The 19,322-nt window shown below is 52.3% G+C and carries 18 protein-coding genes, 1 other RNA gene and 2 pseudogenes; 17 read left to right on the top strand and 4 right to left on the bottom strand.

What is annotated here, in order from left to right; translation table 11 throughout:
- Positions 1-9: 9 nt before the first annotated feature.
- The 11 genes and pseudogenes from HPY81_07315 to ssrA all read left to right on the top strand — a co-directional run bounded on the left by HPY81_07315 (position 10) and on the right by ssrA (position 12,651).
- Positions 10-1,017 carry an ArsJ-associated glyceraldehyde-3-phosphate dehydrogenase gene (locus tag HPY81_07315; protein ID NPV27239.1) on the top strand — a complete coding sequence of 336 codons (1,008 nt, stop codon included), beginning with the start codon at positions 10-12 and terminating at the stop codon, positions 1,015-1,017.
- Positions 1,018-1,041: 24 nt separating this feature from the next.
- Entirely contained in the window at positions 1,042-2,226 is a 1,185-nt protein-coding gene (locus tag HPY81_07310) for a phosphoglycerate kinase (GenBank protein ID NPV27238.1), read from the top strand.
- 90 nt (positions 2,227-2,316) lie between these two features.
- Entirely contained in the window at positions 2,317-3,075 is a 759-nt protein-coding gene (locus HPY81_07305; GenBank protein NPV27237.1) for a triose-phosphate isomerase, read from the top strand.
- Positions 3,076-3,117: 42 nt separating this feature from the next.
- Positions 3,118-4,662 (top strand): 2,3-bisphosphoglycerate-independent phosphoglycerate mutase, encoded by a 1,545-nt coding sequence (locus tag HPY81_07300; protein NPV27236.1) that lies wholly within the window; start codon positions 3,118-3,120, stop codon positions 4,660-4,662.
- Between the two features lie 60 nt (positions 4,663-4,722).
- A complete protein-coding gene (eno, locus tag HPY81_07295; protein ID NPV27235.1) occupies positions 4,723-6,006 on the top strand; it encodes a phosphopyruvate hydratase in 1,284 nt (427 codons plus the stop codon).
- Positions 6,007-6,085: 79 nt separating this feature from the next.
- A pseudogene (locus tag HPY81_07290) lies at positions 6,086-8,040 on the top strand (sodium-translocating pyrophosphatase).
- A 112-nt stretch (positions 8,041-8,152) separates the two neighbouring features.
- Positions 8,153-8,704, top strand: a complete 552-nt coding sequence (locus tag HPY81_07285) for an HDIG domain-containing protein (protein ID NPV27234.1) — start codon at positions 8,153-8,155, stop codon at positions 8,702-8,704.
- 118 nt (positions 8,705-8,822) lie between these two features.
- On the top strand, positions 8,823-9,044 hold the full coding sequence (gene secG, locus HPY81_07280) for a preprotein translocase subunit SecG (GenBank protein ID NPV27233.1): 222 nt from the start codon (positions 8,823-8,825) through the stop codon (positions 9,042-9,044).
- Positions 9,045-9,301: 257 nt separating this feature from the next.
- Positions 9,302-11,641, top strand: a complete 2,340-nt coding sequence (gene rnr / locus HPY81_07275; protein ID NPV27232.1) for a ribonuclease R — start codon at positions 9,302-9,304, stop codon at positions 11,639-11,641.
- A gap of 160 nt (positions 11,642-11,801) precedes the next feature.
- Entirely contained in the window at positions 11,802-12,281 is a 480-nt protein-coding gene (smpB, locus tag HPY81_07270; GenBank protein ID NPV27231.1) for an SsrA-binding protein SmpB, read from the top strand.
- Between the two features lie 19 nt (positions 12,282-12,300).
- Positions 12,301-12,651, top strand: a transfer-messenger RNA (tmRNA) gene (ssrA, locus tag HPY81_07265).
- A gap of 207 nt (positions 12,652-12,858) precedes the next feature.
- Here the strand turns inward: ssrA and HPY81_07260 are convergent.
- Positions 12,859-13,134, bottom strand: a pseudogene (locus HPY81_07260) (ISLre2 family transposase).
- A 196-nt stretch (positions 13,135-13,330) separates the two neighbouring features.
- On the opposite strand from HPY81_07260, the gene HPY81_07255 reads away from it, so the two are divergent.
- The 4 genes from HPY81_07255 (at position 13,331) to HPY81_07240 (ending at position 17,454) form a co-directional block, all read left to right on the top strand.
- Positions 13,331-14,419 carry a GGDEF domain-containing protein gene (locus HPY81_07255; protein NPV27230.1) on the top strand — a complete coding sequence of 363 codons (1,089 nt, stop codon included), beginning with the start codon at positions 13,331-13,333 and terminating at the stop codon, positions 14,417-14,419.
- A gap of 18 nt (positions 14,420-14,437) precedes the next feature.
- Positions 14,438-14,731: a hypothetical protein gene (locus tag HPY81_07250; GenBank protein ID NPV27229.1), complete on the top strand. Its 294-nt coding sequence runs from the start codon at positions 14,438-14,440 to the stop codon at positions 14,729-14,731.
- Positions 14,724-15,980: an AAA family ATPase gene (locus HPY81_07245; protein ID NPV27228.1), complete on the top strand. Its 1,257-nt coding sequence runs from the start codon at positions 14,724-14,726 to the stop codon at positions 15,978-15,980. The genes HPY81_07250 and HPY81_07245 overlap by 8 nt, the downstream gene beginning before the upstream one ends.
- A gap of 112 nt (positions 15,981-16,092) precedes the next feature.
- On the top strand, positions 16,093-17,454 hold the full coding sequence (locus HPY81_07240) for an SH3 domain-containing protein (protein NPV27227.1): 1,362 nt from the start codon (positions 16,093-16,095) through the stop codon (positions 17,452-17,454).
- Positions 17,455-17,522: 68 nt separating this feature from the next.
- Here the strand turns inward: HPY81_07240 and HPY81_07235 are convergent, their stop codons facing one another.
- The 3 genes from HPY81_07235 to HPY81_07225 all read right to left on the bottom strand — a co-directional run bounded on the left by HPY81_07235 (position 17,523) and on the right by HPY81_07225 (position 18,642).
- Positions 17,523-17,792, bottom strand: coding sequence for a hypothetical protein (locus HPY81_07235; protein NPV27226.1), 270 nt, complete (start codon positions 17,790-17,792; stop codon positions 17,523-17,525).
- A 224-nt stretch (positions 17,793-18,016) separates the two neighbouring features.
- Positions 18,017-18,388 carry a type II toxin-antitoxin system HicB family antitoxin gene (locus HPY81_07230; GenBank protein NPV27225.1) on the bottom strand — a complete coding sequence of 124 codons (372 nt, stop codon included), beginning with the start codon at positions 18,386-18,388 and terminating at the stop codon, positions 18,017-18,019.
- The gene (locus HPY81_07225; GenBank protein ID NPV27224.1) at positions 18,385-18,642 is read right to left on the bottom strand and encodes a type II toxin-antitoxin system HicA family toxin; all 258 of its coding nucleotides are present in this window, start codon (positions 18,640-18,642) and stop codon (positions 18,385-18,387) included. The genes HPY81_07230 and HPY81_07225 overlap by 4 nt, the downstream gene beginning before the upstream one ends.
- Positions 18,643-18,789: 147 nt before the next feature.
- Between HPY81_07225 and HPY81_07220 the strand changes: the two genes are divergently transcribed.
- The gene (locus HPY81_07220; GenBank protein ID NPV27223.1) at positions 18,790-19,152 is read left to right on the top strand and encodes a hypothetical protein; all 363 of its coding nucleotides are present in this window, start codon (positions 18,790-18,792) and stop codon (positions 19,150-19,152) included.
- Positions 19,121-19,322, top strand: a 202-nt coding sequence (locus HPY81_07215) for a hypothetical protein (protein NPV27222.1), incomplete at its 3' end; no start/stop codon positions are given. The genes HPY81_07220 and HPY81_07215, both read left to right, overlap by 32 nt.

Here is a 19,322-nt window from a genome sequence, read left to right as displayed (position 1 = left end):
GGCTTGAGAATGGCAGTTAAAGTTGGCATTAACGGGTTTGGTCGAATTGGTCGGTTGGTCCTCCGGTCGTCGTTGAGTAACCCCGACTTGCAGATTGTCGCGCTTAACGATCTTACAGATGTGGAAACCAATGCTCACCTGTTGAAATATGACTCAGTCCACGGCATCTTCCAGGCGGATATCCAAACCAGGCCGGATGCCATGGTCATTAACGGACAGGAAATCAAGGTTTTTGCGGCTAAGGATCCCGCGACTCTTCCCTGGAAAGATCTGGGGGTGGATATTGTTGTCGAGTCAACGGGAAAATTTACCAGCCGGGAAGATGCCGCGAAGCACCTGGCGGCGGGTGCCCGTAAGGTAATTATCACTGCTCCAGCCAAAAATGAGGACATTACGGTGGTCCTCGGGGTGAACGAAGGGAAATATGATCCCAAGCAGCACCACATCATTTCCAATGCCTCCTGTACGACTAACTGTTTAGCCCCGGTGGCCAAGGTCATCCACGAACAGTTTACCATTACCCGGGGCCTGATGACGACGATTCATTCTTACACTAATGATCAGCGGGTTCTGGATCTGGCCCACAAGGATTTGCGCCGAGCTAGAGCAGCCGCTCTGTCGATCATCCCTACCACCACCGGCGCGGCCAAAGCGGTCGGACTGGTTTTACCTGAGCTGAAGGGCAAGCTGAATGGTCTGGCGATGCGCGTCCCGACGCCGAACGTTTCCCTGGTCGACCTGGTCTGTGATGTCAGTAAATCGACTTCGGTGGAAGAAGTCAACGCAGCACTGAAAGCTGCTTCAGAAGGGCCGCTCAAGGGCATTCTGGGTTATACGGAAGAACCTTTGGTATCGCGCGACTTTAATGGTGATTCCCATTCGGGTATTGTGGATGCCCTATCGACGATGGTTATTGACGGGACCCTGGTTAAGGCGGTGGCCTGGTACGATAATGAATGGGGCTATTCCTGCCGCGTCCGGGATCTAGCGATCTATATCGCCAAGCAAGGGTGGTAAAGATATTAATTGGAGGTGTGCCTGGTGCAGACAACCAGTATACGAGACCTTGACGTCGCCGGCAAAAGAGTATTTGTGCGTGTTGATTTTAACGTGCCGGTTGATGATCAGAACGTTATAACCGATGATACCCGAATAAGGGCCGCCTTACCCACGATCATCTACCTTATGGAAAAAGGAGCGAAAGTCATCCTGGCCAGCCACTTCGGCCGGCCCAAAGGCGAGGTCAAGGAGAAATATCGCCTTGACCCCGTGGCCCGGCGGTTGTCCGAGCTATTGGGCAAGCCGGTGCGGAAGGCCAACGACTGCATCGGCGAAGAGCCGAAGCGAATGATCGCCGAGATGAAGCCGGGCGATGTGCTCCTGTTGGAAAATGTGCGGTTTCATCCTGGCGAGGAAAAAAACGATCCAGAGTTTGCGCGTCAATTAGCTGAACTGGCCGATGTCTATGTCAACGATGCTTTTGGTGCTGCCCACCGGGCCCACGCCTCGACGGCGGGGGTGGCGGAATTGCTTCCTGCGGCAGCAGGGTTTCTGATGGAAAAAGAAGTGGAAGCCTTGAGTCGGGTGATGTCTCATCCGGAACGGCCACTGTTGGCGATCATCGGGGGCGCTAAAGTCTCCGATAAGATTAAGCTGTTAGAAAACTTCCTGACTAAAGTTGATGGCCTGATCATCGGGGGCGGGATGGCGAATACCTTCCTGAAAGCCCAGGGTCGGGAAGTTGGCAAATCCCTGGTGGAAGATGAGCAGTTAGACTTTGCTCAGCGGCTGATGGAACAGGCCAGGCAGCGGGGAGTTGACCTGGTGTTGCCCGTTGATGTGGTGATCGCTGACCGAATGGCGGAGGATGCATTAACGCGGACCGTTTCCGTTGACGAGGTGCCAGCTGATTGGCTGATCCTGGACATTGGGCCGCAGTCGGTCAGGGAATTCACCCAGCAGATCAATCGTGCGCGCACCATCATCTGGAATGGTCCGATGGGTGTGTTTGAACTGGAGCCGTTTGCTAAGGGAACGGAAGGGGTGGCAAAAGCCCTGGCGGCAGCTAAGGCCACCACGGTGGTCGGCGGCGGAGACTCGGTAGCTGCCGTGGAGAAGGTAGGCGTGGCCGACCAGATTACCCACATCTCGACGGGTGGCGGCGCTTCCCTGGAGTTCCTGGAGGGACGCGAGCTGCCGGGCGTAGCTGCTCTGGCGGCCAAGTGAACAACCGACAGCAGTCTTTTTTGAGTACATGGGTGGTACTGGTCGGTACTACCCATGCCTTTGATTGGATGGGTAGATGGGGTGAAAAGAATGAGGAGGCCAGTTATCGCTGGTAACTGGAAGATGCACAAAACAATCGAGGAAGCCGTGGCTTTTGTTGAAGAGTTGAAGCCGTGGGTGCGGGATGTTTACGATGTGGATATCGTCGTTTGTCCTCCTTTTACTGCCTTGAGTTCGGTGAAGCGGGCCATTGCTGATAGCCAGATCAAGTTGGGGGGGCAGAACCTTCACTGGGAAAAGGAAGGGGCCTACACCGGTGAGATCTCAGCAGCGATGCTGGTTGATGCTGGCTGCGGCTACGTGATCATCGGTCACTCTGAACGGCGCCAGTATTTTGGGGAGACCGATGCCCTGGTTAATAAGAAGATCAAAGCTGCTCTTTTACATCAACTGGTGCCCATCGTGTGCGTCGGCGAAACGCTGGAGCAGCGAGAAGCGGGGGTGACCAGGACGATCTGTGACCGTCAGGTCAGACGGGCGCTGGTTGATCTAAAACCAGAGCAGGTGGCCAGCCTGGTGATTGCTTATGAACCGGTGTGGGCGATTGGGACCGGGCGGACGGCTACTGCGGCTGACGCCCAGGATGTAATCGCGTACATCCGCCAGGTCGTTGCGGATGTGGCTGGATCCGTGGCCGCAGAAGCAGTACGGATTCAGTACGGAGGCAGTGTCAGACCGGATAATATTGACGAGCTAATGGCGCAAGCCGATATTGATGGCGTGCTGGTGGGGGGAGCCAGCCTTAAACCAGATTCTTTTGGGTCGATTGTTAACTATAAGCGTAACTAGGAGGCTGCTGGTGTGAATAAAACGGGAAGACCGCTGCTGCTAATGATTTTAGACGGGTGGGGAGAAAGTTCTTCCCATCAAGGAAATGCCATTACGCTGGCCCAGATCCCTAATTACCACCGCTTGAAACAAGAGTATCCTTATACCACCTTAGAGGCCTCGGGCGAAGCGGTTGGCTTGCCCGGCGGTCAAATGGGCAACTCGGAAGTTGGTCATTTAAACATCGGGGCCGGCCGGGTGGTCTACCAGGAGTTGACCCGCATCGACCGGGCGATTAAAAGCGGTGAGTTTTTTGCCAACCCGGTCTTGATCGCGGCGATGGATCAGGTAGCCCAGAAAAAAACGGCTTTGCATTTAATGGGATTACTCTCGGATGGTGGTGTCCACAGCCATATTGAACACCTCTTCGCGCTGCTGAAAATGGCGAAAGAACGCGGTTTAACCCGGGTTTGGGTACACACCTTCCTGGATGGACGGGATGTGCCCCCCGCTAACGCCCAGGAATATATTGATGCTTTAGAGGCAAGAATGCGCACACTTGGTGTGGGAGCGATCGCCACGGTGATGGGTCGCTTCTACGCCATGGACCGGGACAAACGGTGGGAACGGGTGGAAAAAGCTTACGACGCGATGGTCCGGGGGCAGGGTGTTCATCAGGCGACTTTTGCCCAGGTCGCCGTCCAGCAATCGTACGAGCGACGGGTGACCGACGAGTTTGTGGAACCAACAGTGATTGTTGATGAGCAAGGTAAGCCACGGGCGACGGTGCAGGACGGTGATGCGATTATCTTTTTTAACTTTCGGGCCGACCGGGCCAGGGAAATCACGCGGGCGTTTGTTGACCGGGATTTTGACGGGTTTAAGCGCCAAAAATGGCCGCGGACCCACTATGTGTGTATGACCCAGTACGATGTGCAGATCCAGGCCCCGGTGGCTTTTCCTCCGCAGAACCTGGAAAACACCCTGGGCGAGGTTTTGGCCAAGCACGGGCTGAAACAACTGCGGATCGCGGAAACCGAAAAATATGCCCACGTCACGTTCTTTTTCAACGGCGGGGTGGAAGAGCCAAACCCGGGCGAAGACCGCATCCTCATTCCCTCACCAAAAGTAGCCACATATAATCTTAAGCCTGAGATGAGTGCCCTTGAGGTTACTGAACGGGTCATTCGAGAAATCGAGGCTGACCGCTATGATGTTATCATTTTAAATTACGCCAATCCCGACATGGTGGGACACACCGGGATATTAGACGCCGCGGTACAGGCGATTACGGTGGTCGACCAGTGTCTTGGCCAGGTTGTCGAAGCGGTGCTGGCCAGGGGAGGCAAGGTAATGATTACGGCTGACCACGGTAATGTTGAGGAAATGATTGACCCAAAAACAGGGCAGCCTCATACGGCCCATACCCTGGGGCGGGTGCCATTTATTCTGGTTGATCCTGAACGTCGTCAAGTTAAACTTAGGAGCGGCGCTCTGGAGGACATTGCACCAACAATCCTCCAGCTGCTGGGGATCCCCAAACCAGCCGAGATGACGGGTGAGTCGCTGATCATCGCGGGTTTGACCGAACAGCCGGCGGCAAAATAGTGAAAATTTTTTGTAGTAAACCAGTTAATTATAAAATTACATGGAAATGGAGTGACGCAGATGAGTACAATCGCAGATGTTTATGCGCGGGAGATTCTGGATTCGCGCGGCAATCCAACAATTGAGGTGGATGTTTACCTGGAGGACGGGACACTGGGTCGGGCCGCGATCCCATCTGGTGCTTCGACCGGCGCTTATGAAGCTGTCGAACTGCGTGACGATGATGCCGGGCGATATCTGGGCAAGGGAGTAACCAAGGCCGTGGATAACGTGAACACCGTTATTGCGCCGGAGTTGGTGGGATTGGATGCGCTGGACCAGGTGGGAATTGACCAACTCTTGATTGAACTGGATGGGACCCCCAACAAAGGCAAGCTGGGAGCCAACGCTATCCTGGGGGTTTCGCTGGCGGTGGCCAAAGCCGGCGCGAACTTCGTGGGCTTGCCCTTGTACCAGTACATTGGGGGGGTTAACGCCAAGGAATTGCCTGTGCCGATGATGAACATCCTCAATGGGGGGAAACACGCTGACAACAACGTTGACCTGCAAGAGTTTATGGTGGTCCCAGCCGGCGCGACGACGTTTGCCGAATCCCTGCGGATGGGGGTGGAGGTCTACCACCACCTGAAGAGTGTTTTGAAAAAGAAAGGTTTGAGCACCTCAGTGGGGGATGAAGGTGGGTTTGCTCCTAATCTTAAATCGAACGAAGAGGCCCTGGAAGTTATCGTTGAAGCGATTACTAAAGCGGGTTACAAGCCAGGGGAAGATATTTATCTGGCGATAGACGTTGCGGCGAACGAATTGTACAAAGAAGGTAAATATGTTCTGGCTGGGGCAGGGATCACCCGTACTGCGGACGAAATGATTGAATTCTACGCCCGTTTGGTTGACCAGTTCCCGATCGTCACCATTGAGGATGGGCTGGCGGAAGACGACTGGGAGGGGTGGAAGAAGCTTACTGAACGCCTCGGCAAGAAGATTCAACTGGTCGGTGATGATATTTTCGTGACCAATATGGAACGGCTGGGTAAGGGAATCGAACTGGGTGTTGCCAACAGTATCCTGATTAAAGTCAACCAGATTGGCACCCTGACCGAAACCCTGGACTGCATTGAGATGGCCAAACGCGCCGGCTATACCACCATTATTTCCCACCGCTCCGGGGAAACGGAAGACTCTACCATTGCAGACATCGCGGTGGCTACCAATGCCGGGCAGATTAAAACCGGCGCACCGTCGCGAACAGACCGGGTGGCCAAGTACAATCAGTTGCTGCGAATCGAGGAAGAACTCGATATGATCGCCCGGTTTAGAGGGCGGAAGGTTATCCATGGACACAGGTAGGATTAAAGTTTTAACTTCAGACCCGCCATGAATTCATGGCGGGTCGATTGACAGAAATGTAAGGGAGTGGATAAGACAGATGGATCTCAGCATATGGGCGCCGGTAGTGGGGTTGCTGGCCTTAATATTCGCTGCCTATTTGACGCGACGTATTGTTATACAGGACCCGGGCAATGCGCGGATGCGGGAGATCGCCGACGCTATTTATGAGGGAGCAATGGCCTTCCTCAAACGGCAATATCGTACCTTAAGTATTTTTGTCTTTATCGTTTTTGTAGCTCTGGCGTTGTTTCTCAATATCCAAACCGCGATCTGTTTTCTGGCGGGGGCTATCTGCTCAATGTTGGCGGGGTTTATTGGGATGAGCGTCGCTACCCGGGCCAATGTACGAACCGCTAACGCGGCCCAGCATTCACAGAATCGTGCTCTGAGTATTGCTTTTTCCGGTGGCACGGTGATGGGGATGTCCGTTGTTGGCCTCGGTCTCTTGGGTATTGGCGTACTCTGGTTAATCTTTCAGGATACCATGATTGTGAATGCCTTTGCGATGGGCGGTAGTTCAATTGCTCTCTTCGCGCGAACCGGAGGCGGAATTTATACCAAGGCGGCTGACGTGGGGGCGGATCTGGTCGGTAAGGTTGAAGCCGGCATTCCGGAGGACGACCCGCGTAATCCCGCGGTTATTGCGGACAACGTTGGTGATAACGTGGGTGATGTGGCTGGCATGGGTGCTGACCTGTTTGAATCGTATGTCGGCTCAATCATTGCCGCGATGGCAATTGGGGTGACTACTGTTTATGGATTAAAGGCGGTTATTCTGCCCCTGGTTTTAGCTTCGGCTGGAATTGTAGCCTCGATCTTGGCTACTTTCCTGGTGCGTGGTGACGAAAAAGCCAGCCCACAAAAAGCCCTGCGCAATGGGACTTTTGGCAGTTCGATTCTGGTAATCATTTTTACTTATTTTGCGTCCACCCAGCTACTTGGCGACCTGGGTGTTTTCTGGGCTACAACCGCTGGCCTGCTGGCCGGGACTGCGGTTGGGCTATTGACCGAGTACTATACTTCTGGCGACTACGGGCCGGTGAAAGAAATCGCCATGGCCTCACAAACCGGCCCGGCAACGACGATCATTACCGGTATCGCTGTAGGGATGATGAGTACTGCTCTGCCGATCTTAGTTATCGCAGCAGCAATTTTTGTGGCCTATCAGTTCGCGGGTTTGTACGGTATTGCCCTGGCGGCGGTCGGAATGCTGTCAACCACGGGTATGGTGGTGGCGGTTGATGCCTACGGACCAATTGCGGATAACGCCGGTGGGATCGCGGAAATGGCTGAGCTTGATCCGCATGTGCGGGAAATTACCGATCGGCTGGATTCGGTGGGGAACACTACAGCAGCCATTGGTAAGGGGTTTGCTATCGGTTCGGCTGCTCTGACCGCTTTGGCTTTGTTCTCGGCCTACACTGCGGTAGCCGGGCTGAGTGCCATTAACGTGATGGATTATCGGGTCATCATCGGATTGCTGATTGGCGGTATGCTTCCCTATTTTTTTCTGCCATGACCATGAGTGCCGTCGGTAGAGCGGCCTTCAAGATGATCGGAGAAGTACGGCGGCAGTTTAAGACCATCCCCGGCCTGGTGGAAGGTGAAGCCAGGCCTGATTATGCCCGCTGTGTTGATATCAGTACGGCGGCCGCTCTGCGGGAAATGCTTGTCCCCGGGGTCATGGCTGTTGTGGTCCCGCTGGTGGTTGGCTTTATGATTGGTAAGGAAGCTCTGGGCGGGTTGATCGTGGGGACTCTGGTGACAGGCGTTTTGGTAGCGATCCAGATGGCTAATTCTGGCGGTGCCTGGGATAACGCCAAGAAGTTTATCGAAAACGGTAACTATGGGGGCAAGGGCACCCCAGCCCATGCGGCGGCGGTGGTTGGGGATACCGTTGGTGACCCATTTAAGGATACCTCGGGCCCTTCTCTTAATATCTTGATCAAACTGATGAGTATTGTTTCCTTGGTCGCCGCTCCTTTATTTTGAAATGTTAAATTATGACGAATTGTGGTAAAATGTATATTAGTTTAAGCTTAAAGTAGCCAGCGATTTACGCTGGCTCTTTGATATTACAATAACGGGAGGTTATTAGCTGATGATGATGCGGGAAGAAGCACTACAGCTCTTAATGGAGCATGTGCACAACCAGAATTTATTAAAGCACATGTATGCATGTGAGGCGGTAATGCGTCGTTTGGCCCGTCATTTTGGGGAAGATGAGGAACTGTGGGGACTGGCGGGGCTCCTCCACGATATTGATTATGACCGGACTAAGGACGACCCCGAGCGACATAGTTTGCAAGGCGCAGCGATTCTAGCTGAGCACGGCTTTCCCGAGGTCCTGACTTATGCTGTCAAAACCCATAACGATCGGCATGGGCTGGTGCGGAAAAGTTTAATTGACAAGGCTCTATACGCGACTGACCCTGTAACGGGTCTGATTGTGGCCGGGGCGTTAATCCGTCCGGAGAAGAAACTGGCGGCGATTGATGTGCCGTTCTTGCTCAACCGGATGGCAGAGAAGTCTTTCGCTCGAGGGGCTAACCGCGAACAGATCAAATCATGCAGCGAGCTCGGCCTTTCTCTAGAGGAGTTTTTGGGTTTAGCTCTAGAGGCGATGCAGGGTATCGCCACCGAACTGGGCCTGTGAGATACACCGGCCTGACACAACATTTTTTGTCAGTTGTGTCTATATTTGATTTGTGCTAAAATATTAATATTTAAATAAAGTCAAAAATAATGACACATTCGGTGGGAGGATTTATTTGATGAAAACCTTGTTCTTGGTTTTGCAGGTTGTGTCCTCATTGGGATTGATCGCTACGGTGCTGCTTCAATCTGGTAAGAGTGCTGGGCTTTCCGGCACGATTGCTGGTGGGGCCGAAACGATTTTTGGCAAGAAGAAAGGGATCGATGACCTGCTCAACAAGATATCCACTGTGCTGGCGGTGGTTTTCTTGGTTCTAACACTGGCTGTTTCGTTGCTCTAGTTGATTAATTCTTGCTGAAGCGAACGGTGGACGGTCGTTCAGGGATGTGTTTGTTTAGTGTTCTGGGTGTCTGGTTAACCGAAAGAAACGTGATCGCGATGAAAGGTGCTGGAGCCTTGTCCAGCACCTTTTAAATAGCCAATTTTAACCTGCTGTGTGATGCTTACACAGTAGGTATTAAGGGAAGATTATTGATATAAAAATAAAAACTAATTCCCTCTAGCTGAGGGAATTAGCCGGGAGAGAGGTACGGAGATGTGACCAGAGAAGAGATCCTGGCCTATATGCGGAAAAGTACGTACAAACCGATGACAATAGAAGAATTGCTCGAAGTGCTGCCTATAAGAGACACTAAGAAGTTTCTAAAGCTCTTGGCTGAGATGGAAGTGGCGGGGGACGTGGTGCTAACCAGAACCGGCAAGTACGGCCTCCCAGAACGAATGAACCTGGTGGTCGGTCGGCTGCAGGGCCACGCGAAGGGATTTGCTTTCCTGCTGCCAGACCAACCGGGTCTAAGCGATGTCTACATTAAAGGAGAAGATTTGAACGGGGCGATGCATAACGACCGGGTGGTGGTGCGTTTATATACTGGCCTTCGCGAGGTCCGGCGGCCGGAAGGAGAAGTAATTCGTATCCTGGAACGGGCCAACACCAAAATTGTTGGCACGTTTGACGCAGGTAAATACGTCGGCTTTGTGGTGCCCGATGATCCCCGGATCGCTCATGACATTTTTATTCAGCCAGGTAATAAACAGCAGGCGAAAAGCGGTGACAAGGTAGTAGTAGAAATCACCCAGTGGCCGGGGAAGCGCCGCCTGCCGGAAGGGAAAATATGCGAGGTCCTCGGACCGAAGGGCGCGCCGGGGGTCGACATCCTGTCGATTATCCGCAAGTATGATTTGCCGGAGGCTTTCCCGCCGGAAGTTGAGCGGGAAGCGGCCAGGATTCCTGACCACGTTCGAGCCGAAGAAATGATCGGGCGGCGCGACCTGCGGGGGTTGAAGATGGTGACCATTGATGGAGAAGACGCCAAGGACCTGGATGATGCTGTCTCGCTGGAGATGTTGCCTAACGGCAATTATCATCTGGGCGTGCACATCGCTGACGTCAGCTACTATGTCAAGCCAGGAAGCGCCCTGGATAAGGAGGCCCTACGGCGAGGAACGAGCGTCTATCTGGTCGACCGGGTGGTGCCGATGCTGCCGCCTAAATTATCCAATGGAATCTGCAGCCTCAACCCACAGGTCGACCGACTGGCCATGTCAGTGTTCATGGAGATCGACCACACCCCACAAGTAGTTAAATATGAGATCGTCCCTTCCGTCATCCACATCAATGAGCGGATGACCTACACCAATGTTAAGCGGATCCTGGTTGATCAGGACCCGGAACTTCTCCAGCGTTACGATTATCTGGTAGATGACTTCCGGCATATGGAGGAATTATGCCGTCTCCTGCAACGGAGGCGAGTAGCCCGAGGCTCGATTGATTTTGATTTTCCCGAGAGCAAAGCGATCCTGGATGAATATGGAAAAACCCTGGAGATAGTTCGGTATCCGCGGTCAATTGCGGACCAGATCATTGAAGAATTCATGTTGATGGCCAATGAAGTGGTAGCCCAGCACCTCCATCGGCTCGGGGTACCGGCGCTTTACCGCGTCCACGAGCCACCGGCGTTGGATAAGATCGTTGAATTAAACGAGACCCTGCACGCCTTTGGATATCATATCAAGATCATTAACAATGAAGTGCATCCCCGGACGATCCAGGAGATCATCCAGAAAGTGGAGGGACGCCCGGAACAGCGGGTAGTGCAGACCCTGACCCTGCGCTCGATGAAGCACGCCCGTTATGCTGCTGAACCGTTAGGTCACTTCGGCCTGGCGGTTGGTGATTACACCCACTTCACCTCTCCGATCCGGCGCTATCCTGACCTGATCGTCCACCGAGTCTTAAAGGAAGTATTGCCGACTGGAAAGATAAGCGCCAGGAAGAAGGCGGCCCTGGCCAAATTGATGCCGGCTTATGCGGAACAGACTTCGGCTCGAGAATTAGTGGCGGAAGAGGTGGAGCGGGAAACGATCGAACTTAAGAAGGTCGAGTACATGCAGGGCTTTGTGGGAGAGGTTATGGAAGGGATCGTCTCCAGTGTCGTGCCCTTCGGCATGTTTGTGGAATTGGAAAATCTGGTCGAGGGGCTGGTCCACGTTTCCACCATGGCCGATGATTATTACCAGTTTATTGAGAAACCGCCGGCTTTGCTCGGCGAACACACCAAAAAGACATATAAGATCGGGGACCTGGTCAAGGTGAAACTGGTCCGCGTTGATGTTGAACAAAGACAGATTGATTTTGAGTTGGTGACTGAAGAGGGTACCGAGAGGGTTTGGCCGCGTGAGACGGTGGTTGAACTGGGCCCAGAACGAAAGAAGACGAAAAAAACGGGACAGAAAAAAACGAGTCAGGCCATGGGAGTAAATAAGGGGCGCGGAAGAGGTAAGAAGGAGAGTGTGCCCCTCCATGAGCAATCAAGCCCCGAGAGCTCTACAGCAGGAAAGATGCGCCGTGGTCGTAAGGGAACACGCCGCCGCAGCTGACTGGCTTGACGTGACTGATAATTATGCTATAATAAAATAGCAAACTCTGAGTACACGGAAAAGCTTTCCCGACAACGTCTTATGTGAATAAACCCTGGTTGTTTGGGCATAAGTGTTCAAGGGCCGCAGACAAGAGGGTTTATTTTTCGAGGTGAGTTCTATGCAGGCAGTTCCCAAAAAAGACGGGGTGAAGGTCGTGGCCGAGAACCGCCGGGCTAGACACGACTATTTTATCGAGGAAACTTATGAAGCTGGCCTGGTCTTGACCGGGACGGAGGTCAAATCTCTCCGGGCTGGAAAAGCGAATCTCAAAGACAGTTACGCGAAAGTGGAAGATGGGGAAGCGTTTCTGTATAATCTGCATATCAGTCCCTATGAACAGGGAAATCGGTTTAACCATGACCCGCTGCGAACGCGCAAGCTCCTGCTAAACAAGTCGGAGATCAACCGGCTTTTCGGAAAGACTCAGCAGCAGGGGTTAACTTTGGTCCCCCTGAAACTATATTTCAAGCGGGGACGGGCGAAGCTGGAATTAGCCCTGGCCCGCGGGAAAAAACTGCACGATAAACGTGAGGATATTGCTGAACGTGATGCCCGCCGGGAGATCCAGCGCGCAATACGAGATCGCGAAAGGGCCTAATTAAAATGAATTTAATCATGGGGGCGTACTGGTTTCGACGGGGGAAGTGGTGGCAAGAGTAGCGAGTCGGGGTTCCATCTGCCCGTAATACGGTGGAAAAAGTTATAACTGCCAAACAAGATTTAGCTCTGGCTGCTTAATGCAGCCACGTTCTACCTGAGTTCCTCCTGCGGCTTGGGATAGGGCGTCGACTAGCAGGATACCGCAGGGCCAATTCTCGGAGGTTCTGACGGGAAACGCATCGAGATAGCGCCAGCGAAGCCTGTCGGTGGGCGCCGTCTGGGGCGAAAGCCAAAACACCTGACTGCACTCGGAGAAGCTCTTGTGGCCATTCTTTCGGACAGGGGTTCGACTCCCCTCGCCTCCACCATTGAAATAACCGTGAAGCCTTGAGAATCAAGGGGTTTGGAGACTTTGAGAAAATCAGGTAGAAGCAGAACAGGCTCCCTAAATCCCTTGAAGTAACTGGAGTTCCTTGTAAGCCCAGTGCGAAGTCGGTGCGAATTTTTCAGTGCCGGTGCGAATTTTTCAGTGCGAAAATCACGGCCAGGCAGGATAAGAGTTGCCTGGCTTTTTTCCTGTACAGGCGCCTTCTGAAATTAAACTCACCAAAGGTGCTGATGGCTGTTTTAGTTCGAAATCCAACTACCTCCCAGGTGTTCCGGTCACGTTCATCTTTCAGCTGATTATCGATTTGTTCCAGCGCCCAGGTGAATATCTGTTTGCAGACTTGCTGGCACAGTTCGTGGGTGCCTTTTTCAAGCTCATAAAATTTTTTGCACTCACTAATTATTTTAACCAAACCGCTAACAAAAAGAAGGACTGCCCCTACTATGTGGCGAATATTTAACATGATGAGACCTCACGCTCCTTACATTTTGTTGGGGGTGTTTTCTTGTGTGCGAGGTCTCATTTCTTTTTTCAGGAGGCTGATTCCTTCCCAGTACCTACTGAAATTTTACACGGTCACGCATAAAAACTGCTTGCAAAATTTTCTGTTTTGCATATAATACAACCAGGAGAAGAAATAACTTCCCAACTGCAAAAAAATGTTCAAAACTCCGGCGCCGGGATTTACCTGGCGCTTTTGTTTTTTCAGGGGTGATTTTTTGATCTACGCAGCGACAGGCATCAAAGAACTGGACGAAGAATTGGAACGCATGTACGGGGCAAAAATAATCTACTACCGCCAGGCATTTATGGAACCCGAAATCGGCAAAGACGGCGACATCGCGATAATTTCCCCACGGCTCCAGGGAGAAGACCGGGACTTAGTACAGGTGATATATACGGTGCGGAAGAAAAACGTCCGGGTCATCCTGCTGACAGGCGGCGACGAAGAGTTGGCCGCGAAGTGCGTGGCGTTCGGTGTGTACGACATCCTAGGCGGCAGCAGCGTTGACCTGTATGAACTGAAAGAAGTCATCGACAACCCGAGGCGGTTCGGCGACCTGGACGTTGAGCCGCAGGTCACATTTCAGAAAGCGGACGCGCGTCCGCAGGATGAAAGGCAGAGCATGCTGGGCAGGCTGAAAGGCAAAATTTTCAACAGGCCGGCAAAACCCGAAAAGAAAAACCGGGCAAAAACAAAGAAATCAACCTTTCATCTGAAAAACCTGTTCCGCAGAAGCAGGGAAGATCCCGTAGAAGTTAAATGGATGCTGTTAGGAGAACAGGACGCGCTGACTGGTTTGCTCAAACGCGAAGCGGCCGCGCAGTACCCGGACTGCCAGGCGGCCATGTTCTGCGACCTGGACGGCTTCAAAAAAGTGAACGACACCTACGGCCACGCCGTCGGCGACCGGGTGCTGGCTGAATTTGCCCGTACGTTGAAAAAGTGCGTCAGGGCAGACGACCCGGTGGTCCGCTGGGGCGGGGACGAGTTTGTCGTGCTGTTTTCGACATTGGAAGAAGCCGAGCGCACGGCCGGGAGGGTCAAAAGCACCTGGGAAAACAATATGGTCGCCAGGCAGTACAATGTTTCGGTGAGCATTGGTTTGGGAGAAGGGCCGGGCCCGCTGGAAGCGGCAGCGGCAGCCGACCGGGAGATGTACCGCGTAAAGCACGGCGGGCAGCCGGCGGCGGAGGCCCGGGTCGCGGTGGTCAGCCAGGATGCGCTGATCTGTAACGATTGTTGAGAGAGGAAGGTGTTTGCGGTGCAGAAAAAAGACGGCAGAAGCCCAAAAACAAAAGGCACCTGCGCCGAGCGGGAAATCGCGAAAATACTCGGCGGTCAGCGAATACCGTTAAGCGGTTCCGCTGGCGAACTAAAAGGCGACTTAACCGTGCCCGGCCTGGGGCTGAGGGAAGTGAAACGACGCAAAGATAGTTTCAAAGAGTTATACAAGTGGCTGGAAGGCCGGGACTTTCTGGCATTAAGGGCAGACCGCAAACCCTGGCTGATTGTCCTGCCTGCAGAAAAACTGAAGGAGTTGATTCATGATGTATGAGCAGCAAAAAACCGGCAACCCTGTCATGAGTATGCTGATATGGATGTTCACCACTGGCTGGCCGGTCGGGTTGGGCGTGTTTTTGCTCGGTATAACTAAAGCAAGCACTCTGGGCTGGACGCTGCTGTGGATAAGCATAATCGGCGGGTACACATTTAAATACTGGGGTTACATCACCGGCCGCGCGGAACTCGGCCCGCAGGCATTTGCGGTTGATTATATCATCGCGTCCATTTGCCGCCACTGGCTGATACCGTTGTCCATCACCATCGCCTATCTCTTTACTGATGGTTTGCATATCGTGCGCGACCCGGACACGGGCATGATGCTGATCGGCTTTTTAACAGGGGCCGGTATCTGCGCCGACATCTTCTGGTGGCAGAAGAAGCGCCAGGAGATCGGGCAGCGCATATTAATGGCCCATCAGAACCAAAACCAGCAAAAACCGGCTTTGCAGAAACCGACTTTTTGCGAAGTGTACCGCCCGCCCCGCGATCCGAACGCTTTAAACCAGGTGGTTGGTTTAGACGAAGCCAAAACGCTGATGGTGGAAGCGGTGCATTTGATTTTAAACACCGAAGAAGGCCAGAAGATGAAAGCCTACGGACTGACCCCGCCGAAAGGGATTCTTCTCTACGGCCCGCCGGGGACCGGGAAGACGTCGTTTGCCAGGGCGACCGCCGCGTACTTCGGTTTGCCGTTCATCGTGGTCAACGCTTCAGCGGTCTGCGGCAGTTTGGTCGGGCAGACAGAGCATAACGTCCGGACGGTATTCAACCTGGCGAAACAAATCGCTCCCTGCATAGTCTTCTGGGACGAGATCGACGCGGTGGGTAAGATGAGGACCGGGGGAGACAGCAACACACCTTCCCAGCTGGCGCTAAACGTTCTGCTGACTGAACTGGACGGCTTCCAACCGTTGAACAGAGTCGTCTTCATCGCCGCGACCAACCGCCGGGATATTCTGGACCAGGCCCTGCTGCGCCCGGGAAGGTTTGACCGGCACATCTACGTCGACCTGCCTGATTATCCGGCCAGACAGAAACTGTTCAGGATGTATTTATCCCGACGCCCGGTCCAAATGGCCCAGGAAGATGTTGACTGCCTTGCAAAGATAACCGAAGGCAGGTCGCCGGCTGAAATTGCCGCTGCCGTTACCGAAGCCGCCAGGCTTGCGTACAGGGAAAATCAGCCGGTGACACGACGGCATGTGGAAGAAGTGCTGCGCGGAGAGGAAGGAAAAGTATGATTCTCAAGTTTACTTTACCAAATTTTTGCCAAACATTTTTGTTATGATCAGAATGTCAAAACATTACATTTAGCCGAAGGAGAATATTATGGCCAAGACACGAAGCCGTTATATGCCAAAACTAACTGTTCAATTAATGTTATTCATCCTTTTGACCTGTTTTCTGATCGTAACGAAGCCGATCACAGCATTAGCCGCCAATCAAGTGAACTTCACTATCGGTTCCCGGCAGTATACAGTAAATGGGCAGCGTTTCAACATGGATGTGGCTCCCTATATTAAAAATGGACGCACTTTCCTACCAGTCAGGTATGTGGCCACAGCCCTGGGCATCCCTGAATCTGGGATTATCTGGGACAATAAGGAGCGGGCTGTTAAACTGGTTACGTCTGAGTTAGAAGCAACTCTCTTCATAGGGAAAAAAGAGATGCTCCTGAAGAAAAGTCAAGCCACCCAGTCAGGGAGTTTTTCTGTTGTTACCATGGATGTATCGCCTGAGATTACCAATGATCGAACAATGCTGCCATTACGCTGGATTGCTGAGGTGTTTGGTGTTCAAGTCGACTGGGAAGCCAGCACCAGTACCGTTTATCTTTCTACTTTGCCGGACGAGTCATCCGATGTTTCCAATCCACAACTCCTGGCCGTGGTTACAGGCTCAGTGGTGAACATCCGTAGCGGGCCAGATCTCACAGCTGACATCATAACCACCGTGAAACAGGGTACCACCTTAACCATTTGTGGTCAGGAAGGCGACTGGTACCAGATAATTTATTCAGGGAAAAAAGGCTATATCGCCGCCTCCCTGGTTTCTATCCAAAAACCAGTTCAACCGTCGCGGGGCAGTTCGGGCAGTGATAATGGAACCTCAACATCTGCCATTAAAGGGAAATTAATTGTCATTGACCCCGGCCACGGAGGCACTGACCCCGGCGCAATTGGTGTTACTGGGCTGAAAGAAAAAGATTTTAATCTTGATGTCGCCTTACGGCTTTCCCAGCTATTGAACAGATTGGGAGCAAAAGTGGTTATGACCAGAACCGAGGATGTCTATATCCCGTTAGAAGAACGGCCGGCTGTGGCTAATAAGCTGGGAGCTGACGTTTTCGTGAGTATTCACGCGAATGCCAGCACCAACCCGCAAGCTAACGGCACAACTACTTACTACCATGTCAATACCACCGATTCATTACCGGCATCACTAAGCAAAGCAAGTGCTCAACTGGCTGAATGCGTTCAACAGGCCCTGGTGCAGACACTTCAATTAAATGATCAAGGAAGCAAAACTGACCCGGGGAAAGGATTTGTAGTCCTCAGGGAAAGCCAGGTGCCGGCAATCTTAATTGAAGCAGCATTTTTGTCCAATAAGTCTGATGAAGCCTTGTTGAAAAAAGATGATTTTCGGGAAAAAGTCGCGGAAGGGATCATGACGGGGTTGATCGAGTATTTTTCAGAATCCAGAAGCTCAAAGTAGTTCGTATGGAGTCGGCATAAAAACCCACCTTAAACTGTTTGGCTGGAAACCTAACAGTTTAAGGTGGGTTAATTTTCTCTGTTTTTCTTATCCAGGTTTTTAGTCTTGTCCCAAATGTTCACAGCAAACCGTTCCCCTTCAGGGATGATCCGGGTTTTCTTTTGCAGCCGGACAATCTTCTCCAGGTACCGCTTCCTAAAGTGGTTGTCCTTGGCCCCCGAGATAAACTCTGTGGCCTGGACCCTGCCTTCGGCATCCTGGACGGTCATCACAGCATGGTGCTTAAGCCCGAGGTCAACAGCACAGATATGGGTGTACGGGTCTTGCATCAACTCCATTGTCGGACGCAAATCCTGTTTCTTTTGCAGGAAGATAGGGATATGTGCCTCCCAACCAGACCTTTTTTCTCACCAGTGTAGGAGAACCTGCGGCATATCCAGCAGGGATTATCCACGGCTGCGCCAGGGCCACTTTACGGTAAACATATGAAGTACAGGTGGTCAGAAAACAGGTACGTACTGGATACCTGACCGACCAGATTGACCGCTCCCAATACCTAAAACTATGGTTTTGTAGAGTGTCCCACTCCCTTGGCTAACTGATAGACAATAAACTGATTCAAACTTACCTTTTCTTCTCGAGCTTTTTCGGCCAGAACGCGGTGGAGGGATTTGGGCATTCTGACTCGCAATTGACCGGAATAATCATCGTCTGCAAACGGTTCTGGTATAGGCCGTCCCAGTTCAAGGGCGGTCTCGATCCAACAATTTTTCGCGTCGATTAGGTTCTTAATTGCTTCCTCGGCTGTTTCACCATCGGACATACATCCGGGGAGAAGCGGAATTTCAGCAAACCAACCGCCGCCTTCTTCTTCGGTAAGCTGTCTGAGTTTTATTTCATAGTTCAGGTTTAAGTAGTAATTCAAATCTTTCATTCTGATTCACTTCCTTCCTGGAGTTTCTTCAAGGCTTTTATCGCTTCTTTGACATATACGGCTTTAATTGGCCGGTCGTAAGGAATGGTAATAAGTTCAGGCAGATCTGGATGGTAGTAGTTGTAATGGCTGGAGCCTTTGCTGGGTTGCCTGCATTCAAAGCCGTAGCGTCTGAGAAGTTTGTCCAGTTCGTCAAAGTTAACTTTTTTGGGGTTGCGGACAATTTTGGCGTATAGTTTATCAAACTTTGTCATGGGTTGACCACCGTCCTGGTTATATGGTATCAAATATGGAACCATAGGTCAAGAACAACAGATAATTCTGCTGTGCCTATTCGGTTGTCTGTTGGTTAATTCAGCCGCCAGAAATTCCTGGCGGCGGTATAATGGAGGTGGTGGCGAATGAATGCAGAAAAACCATTTAACCGCCCGCAGGAAGCCCTGGTGTTCGTGCTGAACGCCGCGGTAAGCGCGAACAGAATTTACGGTATCAGCCTGAACGAAGCGCTGAGCAGGGCGCTGCTCTGGGCCAATATAAGCCAGAAAACAGGTGAATACTGGATACCCGATCTGGACAGCCGCTTTCAGTACATCAAGCGGAAGGAAAAACTGGTCGCAGCGAAGAAATGCGTCAAATGCGGCAGGGCGCTGGGGGTCGATTATGCCCGTAAAATCTGTCCGGATTGTTTGGACAGGTGCCGCATGAGAAACAGGAAAGAAAGGAGAACCAACCGTGTCGGAGAAGAAGCAGTACCTGCTGTCTGACGGAGCAATAACCCTTCGGCGGTACTTCAGCCTCAAGCATGATCCGGAACTGTTTCTGGTCGTGTGGGAATCAAACTCTGACCCGGAACGGGAAATCCAGGTCGGGCTGTGCGCGTACAAAAACAGGGTGGCGCAGGTGGACATACCCCAGGACACTCCGGGGGATGACG

This window comes from Bacillota bacterium (assembly GCA_013178045.1).
Lineage (GTDB): Bacteria > Bacillota > Ch66 > Ch66 > Ch66 > Ch66.
This window is presented reverse-complemented; position numbering and strand designations above follow the sequence as displayed.

Bases quoted from the DNA above. Each gene is read 5' to 3' on its own strand.
- HPY81_07315 (NPV27239.1), top strand. From the start codon at position 10: ATGGCAGTTAAAGTTGGCATTAACGGGTTTGGTCGAATTGGTCGGTTG.
- HPY81_07305 (NPV27237.1), top strand. From the start codon at position 2,317: ATGAGGAGGCCAGTTATCGCTGGTAACTGGAAGATGCACAAAACAATC.
- HPY81_07300 (NPV27236.1), top strand. From the start codon at position 3,118: ATGATTTTAGACGGGTGGGGAGAAAGTTCTTCCCATCAAGGAAATGCC.
- eno (NPV27235.1), top strand. From the start codon at position 4,723: ATGAGTACAATCGCAGATGTTTATGCGCGGGAGATTCTGGATTCGCGC.
- HPY81_07285 (NPV27234.1), top strand. From the start codon at position 8,153: ATGATGCGGGAAGAAGCACTACAGCTCTTAATGGAGCATGTGCACAAC.
- secG (NPV27233.1), top strand. From the start codon at position 8,823: ATGAAAACCTTGTTCTTGGTTTTGCAGGTTGTGTCCTCATTGGGATTG.
- smpB (NPV27231.1), top strand. From the start codon at position 11,802: ATGCAGGCAGTTCCCAAAAAAGACGGGGTGAAGGTCGTGGCCGAGAAC.
- HPY81_07255 (NPV27230.1), top strand. From the start codon at position 13,331: ATGTTCAAAACTCCGGCGCCGGGATTTACCTGGCGCTTTTGTTTTTTC.
- HPY81_07245 (NPV27228.1), top strand. From the start codon at position 14,724: ATGTATGAGCAGCAAAAAACCGGCAACCCTGTCATGAGTATGCTGATA.
- HPY81_07240 (NPV27227.1), top strand. From the start codon at position 16,093: ATGCCAAAACTAACTGTTCAATTAATGTTATTCATCCTTTTGACCTGT.
- HPY81_07235 (NPV27226.1), bottom strand. From the start codon at position 17,792: ATGGAGTTGATGCAAGACCCGTACACCCATATCTGTGCTGTTGACCTC.
- HPY81_07230 (NPV27225.1), bottom strand. From the start codon at position 18,388: ATGAAAGATTTGAATTACTACTTAAACCTGAACTATGAAATAAAACTC.
- HPY81_07225 (NPV27224.1), bottom strand. From the start codon at position 18,642: ATGACAAAGTTTGATAAACTATACGCCAAAATTGTCCGCAACCCCAAA.
- HPY81_07220 (NPV27223.1), top strand. From the start codon at position 18,790: ATGAATGCAGAAAAACCATTTAACCGCCCGCAGGAAGCCCTGGTGTTC.